The following is a 24,104-nucleotide window of genomic DNA, read 5'->3' as shown; positions in this document are numbered from 1 at the left end:
ATATATACTTCAGAGGCAAAGTAAGTACTACTGCGTTTTTCACACAGACGGATTGGCAAATTGCGGAATTTATACTATGAAAAAACAATAATAATAGATATGGCTGTAAAATCAATGTTGACATGGAAATCTTTTATGCATTCCAGATTGGTCTTATTGGGAATGCTTTTGTGTTGGGGGCTGTCTTCGTGTTCGCCTTGGGAAAGAGATTTAAATAAGGTATATCAAGCCGCACAAAAGGGTAATAAGAACGCGATGTTAGTTTCCAAGGAAAAGGCTTGTACGCTTTGCAGCCATTATGGTCATATTTCGGAGTATTGCCCGCTCGTTGGCGAAAAGAGAACGATATGATAGTGCGGCTTATTCTTGACCGTATTATACCACAGATAAATGATAACTCTTTAATAGTTTTGACTGTAATTTAGATAGTATGAAGATGAAACAGAATTTGTTTGTTTTGCCTGTCCTTGGCTTGCTGCTGATGCTTTGCCAGGGATGTTCGGAGGATAAAGAAGAGAATCCTCCTGCTCCTGAGTCTCCGTCTATAACGGTTGAATCGGAAGAAGATATTCCTGTGTTTGATACTGCTGGCGGTACGCTCGCCTTGACTTTTACAACTACTTCCGATTGGACGGCTTCTGTTGACGGTGCTGCCTCGGGTTGGCTTAGTGTTTCGCCTGCAAGCGGTGAAGCGGGCACTCATACGTTGAGCCTTGTCACTACGGCAAATGATAGCTATGATGAACGTAATGCTTCGGTCACAATCACATCGGGAAGCGTAAAGAAAACCATTACCGTGACACAGAAGCAAAAGGATGCGTTGATTCTGACTTCCAACAAAGTGGAGCTGGAAGCAGAAGGAGGCGATTTCTCGATAGAGCTGCAGGCGAATGTTGAAGTGACTTATGAGATTGAATCCGGTGCACAAACGTGGTTGACTCCCGTTGCCCGTTCTCGTGGACTAACTTCCTCATTCTTGGCCTTCCATGCAGAAGCTAATGAGGAGGCGGAAGCCCGTCAGGCTGTCATCAAGTTAGCTGGAGGAAACGGCTTGACCGAAGAAGTTACGGTCTATCAGATGGGAACCGGTCCTACATTGCTCTTGAGCCAATCCGAATATATCGTAAGCAGTGCCGGAGAGACCATTCAGGTGGAATTACGAAGCAATACGGCATACGAAATCGAAATGCCCGGTGTAGATTGGTTAAGGGAAAATTCCTCCCGAAGCCTTTCCACCTATACACATTATTTTATAGTAGACCCGAATGAAACATACGACGCGCGTAGCGCGGTGATTCGGTTCGTGGACGAGGAGAATGAGCTGAAAGACAGCGTAAACATTGTACAAGTGCAGAAGGATGCCATCATCTTGGCAAAAAACAAGTATGAAGTATCAGGCGCAGGAGAAACGTTGAACTTCTCTATCCAAACTAACGTGGACTTTACGGTCAGTACCAACGTGGATTGGATTACACAGAACAATACCCGTGGCTTGACGGAATACCCTTTGAGTTTCACCATCAGCCCCAATGACAATGATAATTCTCGCACCGGCATCATTACCATTGCCGATGCCAACAACAACCGACAAGAGATTACCGTGGAGCAAACGGGGAAGGTGAATCTAAAAGATATAGAACGTGAAGCATTGATAGAGCTTTACAAAACAACCGGCGGAGATAACTGGGGTGATAATACCAATTGGTGTAGTGACAAGCCTGTTAGCGAGTGGCTTGGAATAAGTGTTACAGAAAATGGTGAAGTGAGAGGAATAGTATTATCAGGGAATGGATTAACAGGAACTTTGCCTGAATCATTCTCTATATTTCTTGACCATTGCGAATGGATTATGCTAAATGGCAACAATATGCATGGGACAATCCCTTCATCTATCACAATGCACCCCAGGTGGAGTGAATTTGCATGGGATATCATTATTCAGTGCAAGCCCTATTATGGGGATTCAAAGCCAATAAACTTTGATTTTACGGGTATCAACTTGAAAATCACCGATGCAAACCTTACCTTGTTGGATGGGTCTCGCCTGAATAGTTTGGAATGGTGTCGAAGAAATGATATTAACGTAGTGTTGACGGCAGAGAAAAGGAAAACCATGATTCCGGATATTACAGAATTACTGATAAACCTACAACTTGATTATCAAAACAAAGGATTAGGAACATTATTATGTTTCACGGATTGCAATACGCCTAATGAACTTAAAGAATATGAATGGGAAGACATTATTGATAATACAGTAACCACAAATCTCGATTATGTGATAGGAACAGACAATTATTTTTTACACACGGACAATAGTTATCTCCAGTCAAGAATGGCTTACATTTTTGACAAGGAAGGGAATCTTGTAAATCTTGTTAATTATGATAATTACATTCCGCCAGCAGATTCAGAAGCCTTCTTTGGAGAAGTTAAAAGAATTATTTCTACCTATCTTGGTGAACCGGAAGAACATCCGGAATATGTTCCCGGCATGTACACCTCTACAGATTACAGTAAAGACGGAGAAGTGACAGTCTTGCAAAAAGCAACAGTAGGGAAAGGCATAGACCTTGTGCTGATGGGGGATGCATTTGTGGATAAAGACATGGAGGAGGGAGGTCCTTACGAAAGTACCATGAAAGTAGCTATGGAAGAACTCTTCTCTGTAGAACCATATAAATCGTTAAAGGAACGGTTCAATGTTTATATGGTCAAAGCCGTTTCTCCCAATGGTGAATATACGGATGAAGCAAAACGTGCCATAGAAGGAGATGATGATTGTTTTGAATATGCCCTGAAGGTTCCCGGCATAAATACAGAACGGTTGAACATCATCATGTCTGCTAATCCTAAAAAATTGGCTACGACTTCTTATGCAAGCCTCTATGAAGATGGATCATTCGTTGCTTACATTCTAAGCTCAACTATAGGGTTCTATGATGTCTTACATGAAGCTGGAGGACATGGAATTGCCAAATTAGCAGACGAATATATTATAGAGGGGAGTGATACCATGCCAGAAGAAAACAAAGAAATATATGATTATGCTTGGACTACCAAAGGGTGGTGGGCTAATGTGGATTGGCGCAGTGACCCTGAAACCGTGAAATGGGCTCGCTTTTTGAAAGACGAACGTTATAAAGACGAAAACTTAGGCGTATTCGAAGGAGCCGACACTTGGGAGTATGGATGTTACCGTCCCTCTGAATATAGCACTATGAACGGAGGCGGAGAGTCCACGAGTTATTTGAATGCCCCCAGCCGCGAACAAATCTACAAGACTGTTATGCAACTTTCTGAAGGCAGTTCGTGGACTTACGACTACGAAGAATTTGTGCGGTTTGATGCCGTTAGCCGAAATGCAGCGGCTTCACGTAGTTTGCGGCAACAGCCTTCTGCCACACAGGTAGAAAAGTGGAAGAAGACCCACCGCCCACCTGTACGGGTGAAAGGCACTTGGCGCGACGCTAAAAAGAATCACATCGTGGTGCCTTACAGATAATAGTAGCATAAAATTGAAGAGACATAATTTGCGGTCGGAGTCCGTGAGAGATTCCGGCCGTTGTTTTTTATATGCCTGCCGTAAGTTTGTATCTGAGAAGCGAAGATATCGGTAATGTCAGGAGACACAGTTATTATGTGAGGAAACACAGAAAAATTACAATAAAAATGGCACATAGAGTGATTATCGTCTGTCATCTCCATATGCCATTTTATGTTTTAGGGACATTTACTGAATATCCCCAAATAGGAATTGTCGTTTAATTCATTCAATTTATGGCTTCAAATGTGCATAAATAGTCTCTGTTTATTCTTCGACAGCAGTCTCTACGGTTTCCATCTGAACACCTTCTACAAAATCAGTTTCACCGCTTGATACCAGCAGATTGTACCATTGAATCAGCTTTTTGATATCACTGGTATGAACACGGTCACGGTCATAATTGGGTAATACTGCCGCCATAAACCCGTGCAGCTCGTCACTGGATGCTTTCTTATAATTGAACTGCACTTCAGCACCATTTTCTTTTTTCTTTACCGATTCGAGCACAGTAGCCAATGGCACTTCTTCTGCATCGGTGTACATAGCAATATCGCCCAACGAAATCACTTTATCACTGGCATAGACCGGCATTCTTTTCTTATCTGCGATATTTTCAACAATCAACATATTTTTAGCCTGAGAAATCAGCTTATACAGTCCCGGTTTTCCCGAGATTGCCAAAATAGTTTTCAACATACGAGTTTCTAATTAGTTTAATAATTTATTTTAATAGGACAAAAATACAATACACGACCGACATACACAAACTTTATCCGTTACCTTTTATCATTTTTTCTAAAGTTTCCTGCAAATCGTCTAATTGAAGATTTAACGGACGACTCCCGTCATTGAATATGATAAAGTCTGAGCGGTCCTGCTTGGCTTTATCATCCATCTGAGCTACTATCCGCTGACGTATTTTCTCTTCGGTAGTACCGTCACGCAACATGACCCGACGAATCCGAAGTTCTACCGGAGCATACACCATGACAACCTTATCTACAATGTTGTCGAAGCCCGACTCAAAAAGGATAGCCGACTCTAATGCCACAATCTCACATCCGGTTTGCAAATCCGCCCATTTCAGAAAGTCAGCCTTTACCTGCGGATGGACAATGGCATTAATTTGCCCGGCATGACAAGAATCGGCAAACAGGTAATTTGCCAGCAAAGGTTTATTAAGTGTGCCGTCACTCTTGTAAACCTCTTTTCCAAGCAATGCTGTCAGCCTCCGGCGAATCCCTTCATCAGAAAGCATCAGACGTTTTGCTTCCGAATCGGTATTATAGACCGGAATTCCATAGTGTTCTGTCAACAAGCGGGAAACATACGATTTTCCGCTCCCAATTCCTCCGGTAATACCTATCTTCACCATTCGGTTTCCTCCCCCGATGTCTGTTCTATTAAATAATCGACCGAAGCTGGCGTAATACGAACATGACTGACATAATCGGGAGAAGTCTTTAGAGTCAGCGGAAGTTTGTCACTCTTGGCCCGAATGATATCCTCATAAGTAACACCAATAAAAAAGTCGTCTGATGTGGCATCCTTGAAATGCGCCAAACCTACTTGAAACGTCACCTGCACTTTCGAAGGGAAAGTACGCAGCACCTTATCGGCAGGGAAATTAATGCCCACAATCGGCACCTCTACGGTTTTTTCGGAATACATATCGACATACACCAGCAGGTCATCGTATGCCGGAACAAACTTCACTCCTTTAATCTTCTGCAACATTACCCGCTGGTTCAAAGTATCCGTTACATTTTGCAGATGCACTTTCTCGGTATAAGCAGCCGTCAATGTATCGAGCACTTCTTCGGGGGCATATGCGATGACCGAATCGGGAGAAAAACCTATGTGGGAAATATAATACTGCAAGCCGGCACTTACTTCACCTGCCAGCCTGACAGGAACTTTCTTCGCCTTGCCCATCGTGTAAATAAAATCAAGCGTATCCGGACGTACCGAAAGCAGATGGGTAGAGACGTTCAATTGTGCCGAAATCTTCTTCAACAGGTCTGCCGAAGAAATATGCACATGCGCCCCCCGGTCCTTATAGTCGTTAAAGTCAAACGAAATAGGAAAAAAGGTTCTTCCCAGCATATAGTTCAGCAAGACTGTCCCCCGGTCTTCCACCCTTACCCGCACATCGCCTGGCAGTTCGGATGTCAACACGGCTTCTTTCGGGACGTTTTTCAAGCGTAAAGGCACCTTAAATTCTGTCTGATAGACATCATCCAGTGTCTGCAACATCCAAAAAGCGAAAGAGACCAAGACAAAAAACAAGAAGACCAGACTCTCCTTGCACTTATCGCTAAGCAAGAATTTTCTGATCTTCCGTATTCCCAGTCTATAATATTGCTGTATGTTCTTTACATCGAACATAGATCCGTCTCTTATTTATTGTTTGCAGCCTGTGTATCAGCGTAAATAGAGTTCTTGTCTACTTTCAGTTTTACACTCGGAGCCACTTCTACAATAACAGCATTGTCTTCTATTTCTTTAATCTTCCCATAAATACCTCCGGCTGTAACGACCGACTGTCCTACCTCCAGGTTTTTGCGGAAGTTTGCTATTTCCTTCTGCTTCTTGTTTTGGGGACGAATCATAAAGAAATACATAATAGCAAAAATTGCTACCATCATAATCAGGAAAGAGTAGTCACCTCCTCCTTGTGCTGCCATAAATACAGTTAACAAATTCATAATTATCTTTTCTTGGTTAATAAAATATCAGCAGACAAATATATCAATTTTTTGTCAGCTTGTTTTCCTTTTTCAATTGATTAACAATTCCATCCAGTGTGCCATTAATAAATCCGCCACTTTTGGGAGTGCTATACAATTTGGCTATCTCCACATATTCATTCAGCGATACATTGACCGGAATATTGGGGAAAGTCAGTATCTCGGCTAGTGCAACCTGCATAATCACCACATCCATTGCGGCAACCCGTTTCAGGTCCCAATTTTTCGAATGTTCACTAATCAGGTGACGGTAATAATCGGCATTCAAAATGGTACGACGGAAAAGACGGCGCGCATAGTCTTTGTCTTCATCGTCTTTGAATTCGGGCAACAGTTCCTGCTTGTCCCCGTTTTCGGGGGCAAAACGTTTGATGGTCTTGAGCACGAATGTATCGACAATCTCCTTGTCATCGTTCCAATACAAGCTCTGGTCTTCCAGCACTTCATCCAATGCCTGATTGTTGAAAATTACCTTCTTATACAGCTTCCGCCATACTTCACGGTCATCTTCATACGAAGAAACTTCGCTTGCCATGTATTCCTTATATATATCACTTTGCATAATCTGCTCGCACAAACTCTTGATGAACTCGCCCTCGTTCTCCCATGTTTTCTTCTGAGAATTGACAAATTCATTCAGCTGCCTGTTCACTTCCAGTTGCGCGATAAATCGGTTGTCTACAAATTTTGTGTTAGGATTCAAGTCTTCCGGCGTGGGAGCAAGCTTGTGCCTGGCAGCATCCAGCCGCCTGCTGGCATACCGCGTCACTTCTACCATCAAAAGCAAAAGATAGTTGTACAGATCATACGCCTTGGACAAACTGAAGAACAACTCCTTTTCTGCAGTATCCAAATTTTTCCCGCCATTCTGATAATAAGCGTAGATTATCTGAACCACCTTCAAACGAATAAGAACTCTGTTAATCATACTAATTATTATAACTATGTCACATTATGAGGTGCAAAAATAATGATTTTCATCCATACGTTCCAAATAAAGTACGCATTTTTACTGTTTTTTTCTGTTTATAGATATTTTAAGACATAGTTCCTTGGCTTTTTGCAGAAAATTCAGCAATTTTGGCATCGGAATTTTAGATTTTACAGACAATGGAAGAAGTTAAGAAGAATACGATGACTGAAATAGACAAAGAAATCGTTTTTACGAAAGCTATCAAAGCCGGGAAAAGAATCTATTATTTGGATGTGAAGAAAAGCAGAAGAGGTGAAATGTTTCTCGCCATCACGGAAAGCAAGAAAGTCGTAACAGGTGAAAGGGAAATGTCGCAGGTCAGCTTTGAGAAGCATAAGATATTCCTTTATAAAGAAGATATTGAAAAATTCATGGATGGGCTTCATGAAGTAATCCGGTACATCGAGCGTGAGCAGGGACCGATTGTAGGAGAAAGCCACATCGCTGAAAACACCGACCTCAGAGGCAACACAATCCTGAATGAGCCGCTAAAGACAGAAGACATTAAAATCGACATCGATTTTTAATAACCAGAGGTACACCCGCTTTTTGGTCAACGGATATATATTCACCAGCCAATGAAAATATCTACCCGGGCAGGTGAAGATATATTCTTGACCCATTGAAGTATATCTTCAATAAAAGACGAAAACATTTCGTTCAAGAAAAATAGTCCATACGCTTGCAATATCAAAGAATATCACTACCTTTGCACCGCTTTTTCAATTTCATCGTTGTGACATTGACGCATCGTGTGATGGTGAATTAAGCAAAGATATCACTTAATTTAGAGTAACACAAAATTTATCAAACATGAAATCAATTGACATTACAGGTTCTTTAAGAACAGAAACAGGCAAGAAGGCTACCCACGCTTTGCGTAAGAACAGTCAAGTTCCATGCGTATTGTACGGCATGAAGAAAGACGAAAACGGTCTGCCCGTTGCCACTCCTTTCACTGTTACGGTAGAAGGTTTGCGCAAACTGGTTTACACTCCGCATATCTATGTAGTAAACTTGAACATCGATGGACAGGTTTACAATGCAATCATGAAAGATATCCAGTTCCACCCCGTAACTGACGCTATCCTGCACGTTGACTTCTATCAAATCAACGAAGAAAATCCGATTGTAATGGAAGTTCCGGTTCAATTGGATGGTCTGGCTGAAGGTGTGAGAGCCGGTGGTAAACTGGTACTGCAAATCCGCAAGTTGAAAGTGAAAGCTTTGTACAACAATATGCCCGAACGTGTGGTTATCAATGTTACCAACTTAGGACTGGGCAAAACCATCAAAGTCGGTGAATTGCACTACGACAATATGGAAATCCTCAATGCCAAAGAAGCTGTGGTATGTGCTGTCAAATTGACCCGTGCCGCACGTGGTGCTCAGGCTGCCGCTGCAAAATAATCCTGTAAACCACTAAAAGTACAAATCCACTTTCAATGAAATATTTGATTGTAGGTCTGGGAAATATCGGTGACGAATATCACGAGACCCGACACAACATAGGATTTATGGTATTGGACGCTTTAGCTAAAGCGTCCAATATTGTTTTCAAGGACGGACGTTACGGAGCTACGGCATCACTATCGCTGAAAGGCAGGCAACTTATTCTGCTGAAACCATCCACTTACATGAACCTGAGTGGAAATGCAGTCCGATACTGGATGCAACAAGAAAAAATTCCATTAGAAAACGTCCTCATCGTAGTAGATGATCTGGCACTCCCATTAGGAAGCTTACGCCTGAAAGGCAAAGGAAGTGATGCCGGCCATAACGGACTGAAACACATAGCCGCCATACTAGGCACACAAAACTATGCAAGACTACGGTTCGGTATCGGCAATAACTTCCCGAAAGGAGGACAGATAGATTATGTATTGGGACATTTCGATGAAGAAGAACGGAAAATTCTTCCCGAACGGATCAGTACAGCGGAAGAAATCATCAAAAGTTTCTGTCTTGCCGGATTGAACATCACCATGAATCAATTTAATAATAAATAAGTATAAAAGGAGGCAGAGCATCCGTTTATACTTACCCCTCTGACTTCTTTAATACTTTAATACTAAAACAGAACAACCTATGCCTGAAGCAAGAATAGACAAATGGATGTGGGCTGCCCGCATATTCAAGACCCGCACCATCGCCGCCGAGGCTTGTAAAAAAGGAAGAATACACATCAACGGGGCACAAGCAAAACCTTCCCGTATGGTCAAGCCGGGAGATGTCATTCAAGTAAAAAAACCGCCCGTTACCTATTCTTTCAAAGTATTGCAGGCGATAGAGAAACGCGTAGGAGCCAAACTGGTTCCCGAAATTATGGAAAATGTCACGACACCTGACCAATATGAATTACTGGAAATGAGTAAGATAAGCGGGTTCGTCAATCGTGCTAAAGGTACAGGAAGACCAACCAAAAAAGACCGTCGTGAATTGGACGACTTCTTTATGCCCGAATATAATGATGACTTCGACTTTGATTTCGATGACGAAGATTCGGACGATGAGGAATAAAAACATAGAGGCATAAAGCACAGAGCACGTAAGACTCTAAACTTTATGCCTCTATTGCCTGTTACAGATTTGCCTTGATGGCTTCAATCAATTCCTGATACTCGGCATCCGACAAGTAAACCTTTCCCGGATTCATCTGGAAAGTTCCTCCATAATCCGGACCATCTACATATTTGGGTGCCAAATGAAAATGCAAATGCGACAACTTGTCGCTGTATGCTCCATAATTGATTTTCTCAGGATGGAATGCCTTTTGCATGGCACGGGTCACACGTACCACGTCTGCCATAAATGCATTACGGTCTTCATCGCTCAACTCATTCAAGTCATTTACATGATCTTTATATGCCACCAGACAACGTCCGCGATAAGTTTGTTCTTTAAACAAGAAAACACGCGAAACACTCAGCGGAGCAATTTCAATCATCAAATTGTGCAACGTCTCATTGTCCTGACAATAGAGACAATCTTTCGGATCACTTTTCATACTTCTTTTTATATTTAATAATTATAAAATAATGGTTTTATCCTTCTGCCGCAAACAATCGTTTCAAATTCGCTTCTTCACCTACCACCCAGACAATATCATTTTCACTTAAAGGTAAATGTACGTCAGGAGCACGAAGCACATTCTCCCCAGACGACTCTACCCCTACTACCAGACAATGATATTTCGACCGCACACCACATTCAATAATATTTTTCCCGACAAAGGGAGAATCTTTATCCACAATAAACTGCTTCAACAACATTTCATGCCTTTCAAACTCCCCGTCATCAGAGGTACGCATCGCCTTCATTGCCATTGAAGAGAAAAACGACAACTGTTCATCGGTACCAATAATCTGTAACGTATCTTCTGGAAAAATACGCGATGCGCCATCAGGGATATTCAACCGTCGGTTGCCTCGTATGATAGATGCCACATGCACACCGTATTTTTTCCCTAAATCCAGTTCTTTCAGCGTGTGTCCGACCCATTCCGAATCAGGAGACACCACAAAATCACTCAAGTGTAAATCCCTGTCAAGCAACTTGCCGGCATACGACGGACGCTTGCCGCCCAAATATTCCTGCTGCATCTCTTTCGAACGCAAATTCATCACAAACGTACGCTCCAGCACAATAGACTGCTTTTTAAGGAAACGCGAAAAGACCATAGCACATACCAGCAAGATAGCTATCCCCATCATCAACGCCACCGATGTGTGAAACAAGCGTTCGATTACAGACACGATAAATCCTGCAGCTATAATAACCCTGAAGACAACTAAAGAAATCAACAAGGCATGATTGAAACGATTGTCTGCCCATAAAGTACGAAATTCTTCCGAATGGTTTTTCTTCATAATCATCGCACGTAAGAATGGAGCCAGCACTGCTATCGTGACAACAGCTGTCAACACCCGGCCCCATAAGTCGCCCAACATATTCGTAGCAAAAGGCTCTACCAAATGCAGACACACCATAATGACACCAACTGAAAGGACAGAATAAACAACCACAATCCGAAGCACTGCCGTCATCAGTTTCTGCCAATTAGTCTTATGATTCACCGTAGATGCTCCCGCCGAATACCGCTCAAGCAACAGGCTCCAACGCTTAGGCAAGTGGCTGTTAACCAGATTATAAGCAGGAAGAGCAAGCCGAATCATATAAGGAGTAAGGAAAGTAGTAATCACCGATACCGCAACCACAATCGGATAAAGGAAATTACCGGTCACTCCCAAACTGACTCCCAAGGCTGCAATGATAAAGGCAAACTCTCCGATTTGAGTCAGGCTGAAGCCACATTGTATCGCAGTTTTCAACGGTTGTCCCGACAACAAGACACCTGCCGTTCCAAACAGAGTCTGCCCCAACAGTACAGCTGCTACAATGGCTAGAATCGGATATTTGTATTCAACAATCATATGAGGATTAACCATCATGCCTACCGATACAAAAAAAATGGCACCAAACAAATCCTTAACCGGAGCCACCAATCGCCCGATATGCTCCGACTCAATTGTTTCCGAAAGGATTGACCCCATAATAAAGGCACCAAATGCCGGAGAAAAACCTACAGCAGCTGCAAAATAAACCATTCCGAAACATAAAGCAAGCGATACAATAAGCAACGTTTCATCACTCATCAATTTACGCAATCGCTTCAACAGCAATGGAATCAGATAAAGTCCCACCACCAGCCACAACACTAAAAAGAACACCAGTTTGGCAAGACTGTACACCATTTCGACTCCCTCAAAATGTGTACTGACCGCCATTGTAGAAAGCATAACCATCAATACAATGGCAAGAATATCTTCGATAATCAGAATCCCCAATACAACACCGGCAAAATGCTGCTGACGCAAACCCATATCATCAAAAGCCTTATAGACAATCGTAGTAGAAGACATGGCTATCATTCCTCCCAAATAGATACAGTCCATTTGTTTCCATCCAAACATCCATCCCACTGATATACCGACCACGATCATACACAAAATAATGGTACAGGCTGAAATAACTGCCGAACTTCCTACTTTCAACAGTTTTTTCATACTGAATTCAAGCCCCAAAGCAAACAACAGGAAAATCACACCTATCTCTGACCATAAATGTATATTTGCCTCATCGGTTACGGAAGGAGTGAACTGAAAATGCGGGCTGCATAAAAAACCGGCAACTATATAACCTAATACTAAAGGCTGCTTCAGTTTTTTAAATACAAGCGTCATCACTCCGGCACATATCAAAATCAATGCCAGGTCACTAATAAGAGGGGCTAATTGAGACATATTGTTCAAGTTGTATGTATATTTCCATACAAATGTAACAAAAAATCCGATAGATACGAATACATACAGAACAGATTCAAGAAAAATCAGTGCACGGACACGCAAAAGCTATTTTTTGACTACCTTTGCAGAACAATCAAATAAATTTATATATGATAGTTTGCATAGCCGAAAAACCAAGTGTAGCACGCGACATCGCCGATGTACTTGGAGCCAGAGAACGCAAAGATGGATACATCGAAGGAAACGGATACCAAGTGACTTGGACATTCGGTCACCTTTGTACACTGAAAGAACCGCACGAATATACACCTTCGTGGAAATCATGGTCGCTCTCCAGCCTGCCTATGATACCACCACGGTTCGGCATCAAACTAATTGAAGACCCAGGCATACACAAACAATTTAAAATCATTGAACACCTGATGCAGGCTGCCGATGAAATTATCAACTGTGGTGATGCCGGACAAGAGGGGGAACTCATACAGCGCTGGGTGATGCAAAAAGCCGGTGCACACTGTCCGGTGAAACGCTTGTGGATTTCTTCACTCACTGAAGAAGCCATTCGTGAAGGTTTTTCCAAACTGAAAGACCAAATTGAATTCCAGCCGCTTTACGAAGCAGGACTGAGCCGTGCCATCGGTGACTGGCTGCTGGGAATGAATGCCACCCGACTGTATACACTGAAATATGGACAAAACCGCCAAGTGCTCTCCATCGGGAGAGTACAGACTCCTACCCTTGCCCTTATAGTCAACCGGCAACAAGAGATAGAACACTTCGTACCGAAACAATACTGGGAGCTGAAGACTGTATACCGAGATACCACTTTCAGTGCCATCGTGCGCAAAAGTGACGAAGAGCTTGCGGAAGAAGCATCCCAAACTTCACAAGCATCTAAAAAAACCATCAATAAAGAAGAAACAAATCGCGGCATTCCACCCATCACCGATGAAACAACAGGAAAACTGCTACTTGAACGTATCAGCAATGTACCTTTTACAATTACTGACACGGCTCTTAAAAAAGGAATAGAAGCACCTCCTCGTCTGTTCGACTTGACCTCACTACAGGTAGAATGCAACAAGAAGTTTTCTTATTCTGCCGATATGACCCTACAGCTCATCCAATCGCTTTATGAAAAGAAAGTGGCAACCTATCCCCGTGTAGATACCACTTTCTTAAGTGATGATATTTACCCCAAATGTCCCAAGATACTAGAAGGATTAAAAGATTATACCTCTTTCACGGCTCCTCTATCCGGAAAGGCCCTGATTAAATCGAAAAAAGTATTCGACAATTCGAAAGTGACCGACCACCATGCCATCATTCCTACAGGCGTACAACCTAAAGGATTGACTGATATGGAAAAACAAGTGTTCGACTTGATAGCAAGACGCTTTATTGCCATATTTTATCCGGATTGCAAATTTTCCACTACCACAGTCACAGGAGAAGCTGATGGCATTGAATTCAAGGTTAGCGGCAAGCAGATCATCGACCCAGGCTGGAGAATCATCTTTGCCAAAGAACCGAAAGACGATACGAAAGAAGGGGAAGAAGAAAGCGTATTGCCTGCTTTCACCAAAGGAGAAAGCGGACCACATACACCTATGCTGAATGAAAAATGGACACAACCGCCCAAACCCTATACCGAAGCCACCTTGCTGCGGGCTATGGAAACAGCAGGCAAGTTAGTGGATAACGAAGAGTTGCGCGACGCCCTGAAAGAGAACGGAATAGGACGTCCTTCCACCCGCGCAGCCATCATCGAAACATTATTCAAACGGCATTACATCCGCAAGGAACGCAAAAGCCTGACAGCTACTCCCACAGGTGTAGAATTAATCGGACTAATACACGAAGAATTACTGAAATCTGCCGAACTGACCGGCATTTGGGAAAAGAAACTGCGTGAAATAGAACGGCGCAGCTATGATGCCAAACAGTTCTTGAACGAATTAAAACAAATGGTTAGTGAAATAGTCAACAGCGTGTTAAGTGACAATACAAACCGACGCATCACCATAACAGCAGAAGAACCTATACACAAAACCGTTACCAAAAACATGCCCCAAAAGAAGAAAACAACTTCCACCAAACGAAGCAAGAAAGTTGTTTCTTCTCCCAATACCGCCACCGATACACTACCGCAAGAAGATGCTATCGTAGGAACAAAATGCCCCTTATGTGGAAAAGGTACAATACTGAAAGGGAAAACCGCATACGGCTGTTCGGAATGGAAAAACGGATGTACGTTCCGCAAACCTTTCTGAAAGTTTTTCTTACCACAGACTCGTATCGTTAAATTTATAACTAACCCGTTGAAAACAAACGAGTTCATTGGTAAGGTTTAGCATAACACAACAGGTCAAGTAGCTGGATTTCAACAACTTTAATGAAAAAGTTGATTTTCAGTTACTCCGTTTTTATTCTATCAAGCTTTCATTATTGTCCGAATGCCTTGCTTTATTTCGCAACACACATTCACGGCTTGTGTTGGCATAGCAATATACACAAAAATGACGGCACGTATCATACATCCCGATGTCTTTGCTCACCATGCATCCGCATATTTTACGTTGCCCCTTGTCTTTCAGATTTTTCCGTTCAATAGGAATAGGAGGAATCTCTCCGAATAAATCCGGTTCGGGCAACTTGCCGGTATGCAGATAGTAAACCAACTCCTTATCTTCGCCGAACACACGTTCCATTAACTCCCCGTCTATGCAACGGTTATGCTCAATGCCATAATCTTCCAAGTCTATCTCTTCGGCACACGTGGCAAGCGTCAGGTTCCAGCCTTCGGCTTTCCATACATCGCGCAATTTTGCCAGACCTTCCACTATTTCCAACCGTTGCGCCTCATTCAGTTCTGCGGTTTCTACATTCTCTTTCGTAAAGCAATGCGTTTCCTTTATCAGATTGTTTTGCACTTTCCGATAGGCTTTTACATCCACAAAGCTGAATACCAGCTTGTCCGTGTACCCTTTCAACCGATTGCCTATCTTCCATATCCGATTCAGCAATATACGTGGGGTTATGTCAGGCGTGATAACCAACGGGTCAAACCGCCATATCACTCGCTCATGTCCAATCTGCTCCGACAATTTGCAGAACGTTTCAATCCGTTTCTCCACACTGGGCACATTCGGTTCGAAACCTTCGCGTACATAGTCGTTCAACGTCACCTGAAAATAGTAATGGATGCTTTGTTCGTCTAACTTATATAAATAAGGTAAGATAGGTTCCGGATTCTTCGTCCAGAACACCACTACTTTACAATGCCTGAAAGAGACATACATCGGCTTCCGGTTGAACGGATTATACCATACACAATACCCTTTAGCCAAGCGGTTAAAGAACCATTTGGCATAAAAGGCAGGTATATCCGTAGAGCGGCTGGCGGAAATGATTACCGGAGCGGTCGCTTCTATTTGTTTGCCAGAATCGGTGGTTATCTTTTCCTTCGCTACCCGGAACTTAACATGTATCTCTTCACGAGTTATTTTATCCGTTTCCATAATAACTGAGCATCTCGCGAAGATACAAAATATAATTGGAAGCCAATGTTTTATCAATGAGATGATAAATATCTAAATACCTTTTTAAATATTATTCAGCCTTCTATGATAAAGCGTTGCTGTTCCTTTAATGTCTTGACCATGTCGCAGTGCTTTATTTACATATCATACAGCTTTTCCAAATCACTAATAACCTCATCATTTAGTATCGGTTTGAACAATTTGTCAAACATGCTTTGGTTTCCTTTTAGACCTTTGGATTGTTCCGGTTCGCAATACTCAAAAACTTCAATTATAAACACATTTTCTTGTCAAAGCTTAAATGATTTTGGTGAGTAATCACTATCTTTGCAAATATTGTCAATTATTATTGCACGTATGCAATACGTTTTAATATGGGAACAGAAAAAATAAACAGACTAAAAATAGTATTGGTAGAACAAGGGAAAACCGGGAAATGGTTAGCTGAACAGTTGGGAAAGAACGAGGCAACCATTTCACGGTGGTGTTCCAATGCTACCCAGCCTTCATTGGAAATGCTGATGAAGATAGCGGAAATTTTGGAAGTGAATGCAAAGGATTTGATTAACAAGGGAAAATTCGATTAAATGATATGGCTAATAAGAATCTGAACAAGGCAAAAGAAGCCAAGAAAGACGAATTCTATACGCAATTGGAAGATATTAACAACGAGCTGCGGCATTACCGGGAACATTTTCGCGGTAAAACTGTATTGTGTAATTGCGATGACCCACGTGTGAGCAATTTCTTCACCTATTTTGCTTATAACTTTGAGTTCCTTGGATTGAAGAAACTGATTACCACTTGTTATAAAAATCAGAACATTGACTTGTTTAGCCAGAACAAGAGCGAGCAAGCCGTTTATTTAGTTTACGAAGGCGACAAGAACGGCGACCATATACCCAATGCCGAAGAGATAGGCGTAAAACCGTTGAAAGGTGACGGGGATTTCCGCAGCAAGGAATGCATCGAACTGCTCAAAGAAGCGGATATTGTGGTAACCAATCCACCGTTTTCCTTGTTTCGAGAATACGTGGCGCAATTGATGACGTATGAAAAGAAGTTCTTGATTATAGGGCATCAGAATGCTATTAAATACAAAGAAATATTTCCTCTTATAAAAGAAAACAAATTATGGTTAGGATATGGTTTTAAGGGCGGAGCAGGGCATTTTATCTCTCATTATGAGGACAAGGCTACCGCTGGTGACCATCGTGAAGGAATGATTCGGGTATCCGGCGTTACTTGGTTTACCAATCTGGAAATAAAGAAACGGCATGAAGATATTATTCTATACAAGCACTATACGCCGGAAGAATATCCAACTTATGAAAACTATGATGCTATAGATGTGTCAAAAACAGAATATATTCCTTTAGATTACGATGGCTTAATGGGAGTTCCTATTACATTTATGGATAAATACAATCCAGAACAGTTTGAGATAATAGGAAATACTTGTGATACAGATTGGATAAGGTCTGCCGGTTTTAAGCCGATGGGACAAGCAACAATTGATAATTTAAGGAAACAAGGAAATAAGGCTCATGTCACGGCCAATATGAATTCTCCGTACATATTGAGAAATGGTCTTGTATCTTTACCTTATGCACGAATCATAATTCGTAAAATCAAAAAATAACCGATATGCAGATAGAATTGAAATCCATAAAAATCCAAGACTTGATTGACGGATATATCAACGATCCCGATACCGGTGTAAAAGGCTATCATGGCAAGTTGGACATACGTCCGCCCTATCAGCGTGAGTTCCGTTATGACGAAAAGCAGCAACAAGCCGTTGTGGAAACCATTCTCAAAGGTTTTCCCCTTAACATCATGTATTGGAGCGTGGATGAGAACGGCAATTTTGAAATGATTGACGGGCAACAGCGTACCCTCTCGATCTGTGGGTTCTATACGCACGATTTCCATATCGTTGATCCCGACCGGGGTACACTCTATTTTTCTACACTCACAGAGGAAGAGAAAGCCAAGTTCCTCAATTATGAATTAACGGTGTATTTTTGCGAGGGTACAGACAAAGAAAAGTTAGACTGGTTCCGGGTAATCAACATTGCAGGAGAGAAACTTCTCGACCAGGAATTGCTGAATGCCGTCTATGCCGGACCTTTCGTAACAGATGCCCGCAGGCATTTCTCAAAGAACGGATGTCCTGCTTATAAGATGGGAGCCGATTTTTTGAGCGGTAATGCCATAGAGCAGGCGTATTTGGCAACTATCTTGAAATGGGCGGCTCGTCATGACGGTGTAGAAAGCGTGGACAAATACATGGCATTGCATCAGTTTGACCCAAATGCTAATAAACTTTGGGCTTACTTCGTATCAATCATCACGTGGATACGTTCAACATTTACCAAATACCGCCGTGAAATGAAAGGTTTGGATTGGGGAGCCATGTACGATGAGTTTGGTGAAAACGTGTATGATACGGTCGCCCTCGAAAAGCAGATACACGATTTGATGGAGGATGACGAAATTATGAAAAAGTCCGGTATCTACCGTTATGTATTAAGCGAAGACCTACGCGACCTTAGTTTCCGCACTTTCGACAAAAAGCAGAAACGCGAAGCCTACGAGCGACAACAGGGTATCTGCGTTCATTGCGGCAAGCATTTCGAGTTGGAGGAAATGGAGGCCGACCACATCACGCCGTGGAAAGAAGGCGGTACAACGGTGGCAGAGAATTGTCAAATGCTTTGTAAGAATTGTAATAGAATTAAAGGAGGAAAATAAGTATTAATTATGTGCAGTAAACTCGATGTATATCAGATTTGTCTCTCAAAACGCTCTGGGACACTCAAAGATGTTGTAATCAAGAAAAACAATATTACAGATTCCCCAATAACAAGAACGAAGATATTCAACTCTTTTTATCGAAATTTGTTAGAATTGATAGGAGGCAATGTCTTTTGCATTGATGCAAAGAAAATGGGATTAACTATATTTAAGGGGAAAGGTGAAAGAATAAATAATATTTTAACATCACATTCTTCTTTTGTCATCGAGGGATTTATAGATGCAGGTCCCTATAATTCTATTCGTAAGCTTGCAAAATTATCAGATTTATCAAAAAGACGTACAATTAATAAAAATGATATTGTAACAGATAGATATTATTTCTATTTATACTTCCCATGGGACTCGAAAATAGGTATATTAATGGTTCAATCCAAAGAAAATTCATCAATTCGCAGAGCTATAAAACCTTTTATAGAAAGATTGTTTAAAACTGATGCGACAAAAGGATGTAGGGTTAATATATACTATCCTAAATGGTTAAAAGAACATTTTATTGATGGTGCAAACTTGTGTAGCCTGACATATGAACAAGAATTTGTTACGCAAATCCAGACAGAAGAAGAGACTTTAATAAAATCAGAAGATTTTGATGTTAAGGTGACTATTGTTCCAAAAACAGATACTGAAACTATATCAAATTCCAGTACTATAATAAACAAAATCGGGAGTCTTTTTGGCATAAAAATAGGAACAGACACATTTTCACTTTCTTCTTTCACTAAGAAGAAAGGAGTAATGAGAAATGACGATTTAAAAAAATCGCTCCCCTTTGTAATCGACAAAGAAGATGAAATACATCCTATCATACATATAGACGAATATATCTCTGCCGATGAAAATGGTGATTTTAAAAGAGAAGATTTGAAATCACTATGTGACAATTTGTTAGATAAAATAAAATTAGAAATATACGGTTTTGAACATAGATGAATAGCAATCTTCTTATATATTATCTATTTAAGCTTATCAAAGATGGTCATGAGTGGCAATATAAAAATCTAAATGGGAAAGGCAAACAATCCAAGTTATATTTCTCATCTTTGCAGATTATTGCACTATGTATCAGTATATTATTTTGCATTTCTGTTCCTCAAGGATTAACAACTGATGCTACAGACCATATTTTAACTTGTTTATCTATTATGGTTGCATTGTTTCTAAGTTTAATCATTGTCGTTTTTGACAAGTCCAAACAAAAAAGGATTATAAAATCGAAAAGTGGCGAGGATGTTTCATCTGAGGAATCAGAGGTGTCTGTTACGGATTTGCATCTGTGGAATTTTTTCTATCAATTTAATGCTTTGACGTCTTATGCAATTTTATTGTCTATTTTTGTTATCATATTAATACTTATCACTCTAATTTTTGACATTAAAGTAGATTTGTCACAATACTATATTGTGCCTTATAACCAATGGAATAAGAATAATATTTTTACAGCCTTAAATTTAACACTAATACTTCTGATAAGATTTTGTATTGTCTATTTTTTAATAGATTTTTTCATCATTTGTTTTTATGCTATATGTCATATGTATCAATATATTAGATTGGATTTCCTTAAAAGGAGACCAGGCATTCAGATTTATAATGAAGAAAATATTTCTGAAACATTTAAACGTGAATACGGTCTTAACATTTCTACTATAAAAGGAATAATTGCAGTTGTTATTGGATTGATAGCAGGAGTTATTATTTGGAACTTTTTCACAACATAAGATTATGATATGATTACTGAATCTCAAAACATAGAGTTCAAAGAATCTTGGCGCGACGAATACCAGAAATGGATATGCGGTTTTGCCAATGCACAAGGCGGTATCCTTTATGTGGGTATAAAGGACAATGGCGAAGTGTGCGGTGTGCAGGATGCCAAGAAGCTGATGGAGGATATTCCGAACAAGGTGCGCGATATGATGGGTATCTTGGTAGAAGTCAATTTGAGGGAAAAGGACGAAAAGCAATATCTGGAGATTGTAACGGAGGCTTATCCTTATCCCGTTAGTTTCCGTGGAAAGTATTACCAGCGGAGTGGGGCTACCAATCAAGAACTGAAAGGGGCTGCACTCGATCGTTTTATGCTCCGCAAGCAGGGTAAAACATGGGATGGTGTGCCAGTACCTTATCTGAAAGCGGAAGACTTGGATAACGCCACATTCGATTTATTCCGCAAGTATGCCAAACGGAGCGGACGTATGGAGGAAGCGGACTTAATGGACGACAATCACGGATTATTGGAGAAGCTTCGGCTTTATGAGGGCAGTTATCTGAAACGTGCTGCCGCTTTGTTGTTCCATCCTGACCCGGAACAATATGTGACTGGAGCATTTGTAAAGGTCGGCTTCTTCCGTGAAGGTATGGATTTGGTATATCAGAATGAAGTGCATGGTAACCTGTTCCAACAAATTGTGAAGCTGATGGACTTGCTGTGTACCAAATATATGAAAGCCATCATTACTTACGAGGGCATCCAACGGATAGAAACATTGCCTATGCCCCGTGAGGCTCTGCGTGAGGCATTATTAAATGCTTGCATCAACAAAGACTATGCAGAACCTTCTCCCATTCAAATCCGCGTGTATGAAAATAAGTTGGAGATAATAAACGGTGGGATGTTGCCTGAAGGGTGGACTGTGGAAACATTATTGTCTTCTCATCGGAGTATGCCTTACAACCCGGATATTGCCAATACGTTCTTTCGTGCCGGTGAGATTGAGGCATGGGGACGCGGCATTGAGCGTATCATCACGGCTTGTAAGAATGACGGTTTCTCCACGCCGGAGTTCCGCTATGATGCTTCGGGTATTTGGACTACATTTAAGTTCGAGTACCCAGAAAGAGCTACTACCCAAAGCGACCAGAAAACTACCCAAAAGACTACCCAAAAGACTACCCAAAAGGCCATACAAAATCTGACGGAACAACAGCAAGCTATACTCTCATTCTTAAAAGGACATCCGGAAGCGACCCGAAAAGAGATAAGCGAAGGCCTTTCTAATATTACAGAGGATGGTGTAAAATATAATCTTTCCCGCCTTCAAGAGCTTGGCTTGCTGAAACGTATAGGAGGCAGGAAGCAAGGATATTGGCAAATTATAGAATAAAGGAGGATTATGGACGATTTGGAAGAATTTGAAAGCAGGCACAAGGATTTGATGGCATGGCAACGCTTTCAAGACGAGCTTGAAAGAATCAAGGGAGAAAATACCTACGATGATTTGCACGACTTTGAGGATAAAAGCTTATCCTTACAGCAGGAAACCTCCACGCAACTTGGTGCAGAACGCTGCAACAATCCGGTGGAGCAATAGTGGGAGATTACGCTACTTACAGAAAGATAAATCAAAGATATTCAGCTTCTTGAATCAATAGTTCGATTCCTAATGGGAATACCATGTTCCCGTCGTTAAAATCAATCTGTTTCATTGCTATATCGCTTTAACAAGTTATGTTTCTTTTTTCGGAGGCAAAGTTAAACGAAAAGCCGCAGAATAATGTTTTTCTGCGGCTCAATATGTGTTGGTGAGAGGCTCTTTTTGTCGCAATAAAATTTCGGCTGGCTATGATGATTCACGATAACTTGCTTCTTGAATATCTAATAACTTTCTGCTAAGTTATATCATGCAACAGTTATTTTTCAGCAAAGACATATGCACTCCGAGCTTTTTTCACATTGCTGGTAATATAATGATACGAACTATTTATTCGGGAACTTTGTGGTATCAAATTATAGAAATTGTCATGTATAAAATTTGATAATCAGAAAGATATAGAATATAATCCGGCCCAAGCATGGAACTGTGTGCCATTTCCACATCTCTGAAGGTCCTAGGAAAACCCAACACACAATGGTGAATAGACAGCAGCCCCACGCTATACAGCGTGGGAACCGCCAACGTCCATTCCTGTGTAACTCTTGAAAGTTTCCTAGGGTTTCAAGAACAAGAATGAAGAATGAAGCATGACGCTTCTCACAAATATTTTTCCCACAAAATAGTGAGCCGCAGACGCTTCTGCCTGCTCACTGCCACAAAAGTAAGCAATCCTTACGAACAAATCAAACGATATTCTTTTATATTTGATGGGTAAAGAATTTATATCCGAATCTTTTTCAAATAAATCCCCCAAACTCTTGACTTCGCTTCTGGGCTATATTATCTTTGCAGATAGCTTCCTTTTACGGTTTTGATATCAAGAACGTACGGTTTCCAATTGGAGAACGTACGGTTTCCATATCAAGAACGTACGGTTTCGATATGGAAACCGTAAAAAGGAGACAGCTGAAAACCGATTATTAACCTTTTAAAAACACATTGCCATGAGTGCCCTTTATGATTTCTTGCCTGTGCCGCCAAAAGGAAACGATGAAAGCGGATCGCACCTTTATCCTAAGCTGCGTCCTTACAAGACTGTTTCTTTCGATGAACTTACTGAAAAAATTGCCTCCCATTCCGGATTGACCAAAGGGAATATCTTTGCCGTGATGGAAGAGATAGAAAACTGGACCAAGCAGCTCCTTTCGGAGGGGTACCGCGTGCAGATAGGGAACATCGGCACGGTTTCTGCCTCGCTCAAGGCAGATGCGGAAGTGTACGATAAAGGGGATATACACGCCCAATCCATCCGTTTTGATAAGGTGAAGGTGACCGTATCGAAACAGTTCTCGAAGCAATGCAGCGGAAAGGTACTGCGTGCCCCTTCGGGGAAGAAGTTCCGGCAAAGTTCGTACACGTATACGGAGGAAGAGCGGCTCGCCTTGCTTCAATCGTATCTGGAGAGCCACGACTATATCACCCGTGCGGAATATGGCGCTTTGACGGGGCTGCTGAAATACAAAGCTTGGCAGGACTTGGACAAATGGGTGAAAGCGCACCTTATCGACATCAAGGGGCGTGCTCCTCACCGGGTGTATGTGAAGCGTAAGGGGCAGGATGACAGGCTTTAATTTTTCAATAAAGTAAACTGTTTTGAAATTCTACAAAATCAGCACACGATAAATTCAGAAGCTGTTTTGAATTTCTCCAAAAAGTTTTTCTTAGCTTGATGTATCCCGTTTTTCGTGTGTGCTTTGGGCGATTTTTTGGTCCTTTTCGCTCCTGTTCTTCGTCAGATAGCCCGCTATCTTCCTCATCACAGAAGCGAAAATGCCTCAAAAACTCATCC

At 41.4% G+C, this 24,104-nt stretch carries 22 protein-coding genes and 1 pseudogene; 14 read left to right on the top strand and 9 right to left on the bottom strand.

The features are described 5' to 3' along the window. The first annotated feature begins 436 nt into the window (after nucleotides 1–436). On the top strand, nucleotides 437–3,505 hold the full coding sequence (locus B5F71_RS01150) for a BACON domain-containing carbohydrate-binding protein (RefSeq protein ID WP_158098016.1): 3,069 nt from the start codon (nucleotides 437–439) through the stop codon (nucleotides 3,503–3,505). Between the two features lie 306 nt (nucleotides 3,506–3,811). On the opposite strand, the gene B5F71_RS01145 is transcribed toward B5F71_RS01150, so the two are convergent. The 5 genes from B5F71_RS01145 to nusB all read right to left on the bottom strand — a co-directional run bounded on the left by B5F71_RS01145 (nucleotide 3,812) and on the right by nusB (nucleotide 7,225). After that, the gene (locus B5F71_RS01145) at nucleotides 3,812–4,243 is read right to left on the bottom strand and encodes a DUF5606 domain-containing protein (RefSeq protein ID WP_022041263.1); all 432 of its coding nucleotides are present in this window, start codon (nucleotides 4,241–4,243) and stop codon (nucleotides 3,812–3,814) included. Nucleotides 4,244–4,316: 73 nt separating this feature from the next. Continuing rightward, nucleotides 4,317–4,922: a dephospho-CoA kinase gene (gene coaE / locus B5F71_RS01140; protein ID WP_087207184.1), complete on the bottom strand. Its 606-nt coding sequence runs from the start codon at nucleotides 4,920–4,922 to the stop codon at nucleotides 4,317–4,319. Then, nucleotides 4,916–5,935: a YbbR-like domain-containing protein gene (locus B5F71_RS01135; RefSeq protein WP_022041261.1), complete on the bottom strand. Its 1,020-nt coding sequence runs from the start codon at nucleotides 5,933–5,935 to the stop codon at nucleotides 4,916–4,918. The genes coaE and B5F71_RS01135 overlap by 7 nt, the downstream gene beginning before the upstream one ends. Before the next feature lie 11 nt (nucleotides 5,936–5,946). Next, nucleotides 5,947–6,255, bottom strand: a complete 309-nt coding sequence (gene yajC / locus B5F71_RS01130; RefSeq protein WP_022041260.1) for a preprotein translocase subunit YajC — start codon at nucleotides 6,253–6,255, stop codon at nucleotides 5,947–5,949. Between the two features lie 43 nt (nucleotides 6,256–6,298). After that, nucleotides 6,299–7,225, bottom strand: a complete 927-nt coding sequence (gene nusB, locus B5F71_RS01125; RefSeq protein ID WP_022041259.1) for a transcription antitermination factor NusB — start codon at nucleotides 7,223–7,225, stop codon at nucleotides 6,299–6,301. 182 nt (nucleotides 7,226–7,407) lie between these two features. Between nusB and B5F71_RS01120 the strand changes: the two genes are divergently transcribed. The 4 genes from B5F71_RS01120 to B5F71_RS01105 all read left to right on the top strand — a co-directional run bounded on the left by B5F71_RS01120 (nucleotide 7,408) and on the right by B5F71_RS01105 (nucleotide 9,790). Further along, nucleotides 7,408–7,797 (top strand): DUF3276 family protein, encoded by a 390-nt coding sequence (locus B5F71_RS01120; protein ID WP_087207181.1) that lies wholly within the window; start codon nucleotides 7,408–7,410, stop codon nucleotides 7,795–7,797. A 286-nt stretch (nucleotides 7,798–8,083) separates the two neighbouring features. Further along, nucleotides 8,084–8,680 carry a 50S ribosomal protein L25/general stress protein Ctc gene (locus B5F71_RS01115; protein ID WP_022041257.1) on the top strand — a complete coding sequence of 199 codons (597 nt, stop codon included), beginning with the start codon at nucleotides 8,084–8,086 and terminating at the stop codon, nucleotides 8,678–8,680. 35 nt (nucleotides 8,681–8,715) lie between these two features. Beyond that, nucleotides 8,716–9,279 (top strand): aminoacyl-tRNA hydrolase, encoded by a 564-nt coding sequence (pth, locus tag B5F71_RS01110; RefSeq protein ID WP_022041256.1) that lies wholly within the window; start codon nucleotides 8,716–8,718, stop codon nucleotides 9,277–9,279. Between the two features lie 79 nt (nucleotides 9,280–9,358). Continuing rightward, nucleotides 9,359–9,790 carry an RNA-binding S4 domain-containing protein gene (locus B5F71_RS01105; RefSeq protein ID WP_022041255.1) on the top strand — a complete coding sequence of 144 codons (432 nt, stop codon included), beginning with the start codon at nucleotides 9,359–9,361 and terminating at the stop codon, nucleotides 9,788–9,790. 61 nt (nucleotides 9,791–9,851) lie between these two features. Here the strand turns inward: B5F71_RS01105 and B5F71_RS01100 are convergent, their stop codons facing one another. Further along, the gene (locus B5F71_RS01100) at nucleotides 9,852–10,277 is read right to left on the bottom strand and encodes an HIT family protein (RefSeq protein ID WP_087207179.1); all 426 of its coding nucleotides are present in this window, start codon (nucleotides 10,275–10,277) and stop codon (nucleotides 9,852–9,854) included. Between the two features lie 37 nt (nucleotides 10,278–10,314). After that, nucleotides 10,315–12,573 (bottom strand): cation:proton antiporter, encoded by a 2,259-nt coding sequence (locus B5F71_RS01095; protein WP_087207263.1) that lies wholly within the window; start codon nucleotides 12,571–12,573, stop codon nucleotides 10,315–10,317. A 152-nt stretch (nucleotides 12,574–12,725) separates the two neighbouring features. On the opposite strand from B5F71_RS01095, the gene B5F71_RS01090 reads away from it, so the two are divergent. Then, entirely contained in the window at nucleotides 12,726–14,849 is a 2,124-nt protein-coding gene (locus B5F71_RS01090; RefSeq protein ID WP_087207177.1) for a DNA topoisomerase 3, read from the top strand. A gap of 153 nt (nucleotides 14,850–15,002) precedes the next feature. Here B5F71_RS01090 and B5F71_RS01085 read toward each other — a convergent pair whose 3' ends face one another. After that, nucleotides 15,003–16,097 carry a DUF1848 domain-containing protein gene (locus tag B5F71_RS01085; RefSeq protein ID WP_241148526.1) on the bottom strand — a complete coding sequence of 365 codons (1,095 nt, stop codon included), beginning with the start codon at nucleotides 16,095–16,097 and terminating at the stop codon, nucleotides 15,003–15,005. 395 nt (nucleotides 16,098–16,492) lie between these two features. Here B5F71_RS01085 and B5F71_RS01080 point away from each other — a divergent pair, with 395 nt between their 5' ends. The 8 genes from B5F71_RS01080 (at nucleotide 16,493) to B5F71_RS01045 (ending at nucleotide 23,886) form a co-directional block, all read left to right on the top strand. Continuing rightward, nucleotides 16,493–16,705 (top strand): helix-turn-helix transcriptional regulator, encoded by a 213-nt coding sequence (locus B5F71_RS01080; protein WP_022041250.1) that lies wholly within the window; start codon nucleotides 16,493–16,495, stop codon nucleotides 16,703–16,705. A gap of 5 nt (nucleotides 16,706–16,710) precedes the next feature. Beyond that, complete coding sequence (locus B5F71_RS01075; protein ID WP_087207175.1) at nucleotides 16,711–17,760, top strand: adenine-specific methyltransferase EcoRI family protein; 1,050 nt, start codon at nucleotides 16,711–16,713, stop codon at nucleotides 17,758–17,760. Between the two features lie 5 nt (nucleotides 17,761–17,765). Then, on the top strand, nucleotides 17,766–18,875 hold the full coding sequence (locus tag B5F71_RS01070) for a DUF262 domain-containing protein (protein ID WP_087207173.1): 1,110 nt from the start codon (nucleotides 17,766–17,768) through the stop codon (nucleotides 18,873–18,875). A 9-nt stretch (nucleotides 18,876–18,884) separates the two neighbouring features. Next, nucleotides 18,885–19,871, top strand: a complete 987-nt coding sequence (locus B5F71_RS01065) for a hypothetical protein (RefSeq protein ID WP_087207171.1) — start codon at nucleotides 18,885–18,887, stop codon at nucleotides 19,869–19,871. Beyond that, complete coding sequence (locus tag B5F71_RS01060) at nucleotides 19,868–20,659, top strand: hypothetical protein (protein ID WP_087207170.1); 792 nt, start codon at nucleotides 19,868–19,870, stop codon at nucleotides 20,657–20,659. Before B5F71_RS01065 ends, B5F71_RS01060 begins: the two co-directional genes overlap by 4 nt. Nucleotides 20,660–20,668: 9 nt before the next feature. Then, nucleotides 20,669–22,045: an ATP-binding protein gene (locus B5F71_RS01055; RefSeq protein WP_087207168.1), complete on the top strand. Its 1,377-nt coding sequence runs from the start codon at nucleotides 20,669–20,671 to the stop codon at nucleotides 22,043–22,045. Between the two features lie 9 nt (nucleotides 22,046–22,054). Continuing rightward, complete coding sequence (locus B5F71_RS01050; protein ID WP_022041244.1) at nucleotides 22,055–22,252, top strand: hypothetical protein; 198 nt, start codon at nucleotides 22,055–22,057, stop codon at nucleotides 22,250–22,252. Between the two features lie 1,007 nt (nucleotides 22,253–23,259). Beyond that, nucleotides 23,260–23,886 carry a DsbA family protein gene (locus B5F71_RS01045; protein ID WP_087207166.1) on the top strand — a complete coding sequence of 209 codons (627 nt, stop codon included), beginning with the start codon at nucleotides 23,260–23,262 and terminating at the stop codon, nucleotides 23,884–23,886. A gap of 4 nt (nucleotides 23,887–23,890) precedes the next feature. Here the strand turns inward: B5F71_RS01045 and B5F71_RS01040 are convergent. Then, a pseudogene (locus B5F71_RS01040) lies at nucleotides 23,891–24,104 on the bottom strand (hypothetical protein); the annotation flags it as partial.

It is taken from the genome of Bacteroides sp. An269 (assembly GCF_002159755.1).
Classification (GTDB): domain Bacteria; phylum Bacteroidota; class Bacteroidia; order Bacteroidales; family Bacteroidaceae; genus Phocaeicola; species Phocaeicola intestinalis.
Note: the sequence above shows the minus strand (reverse complement) of the source record. Positions and strands in the feature narration are given on the sequence as shown.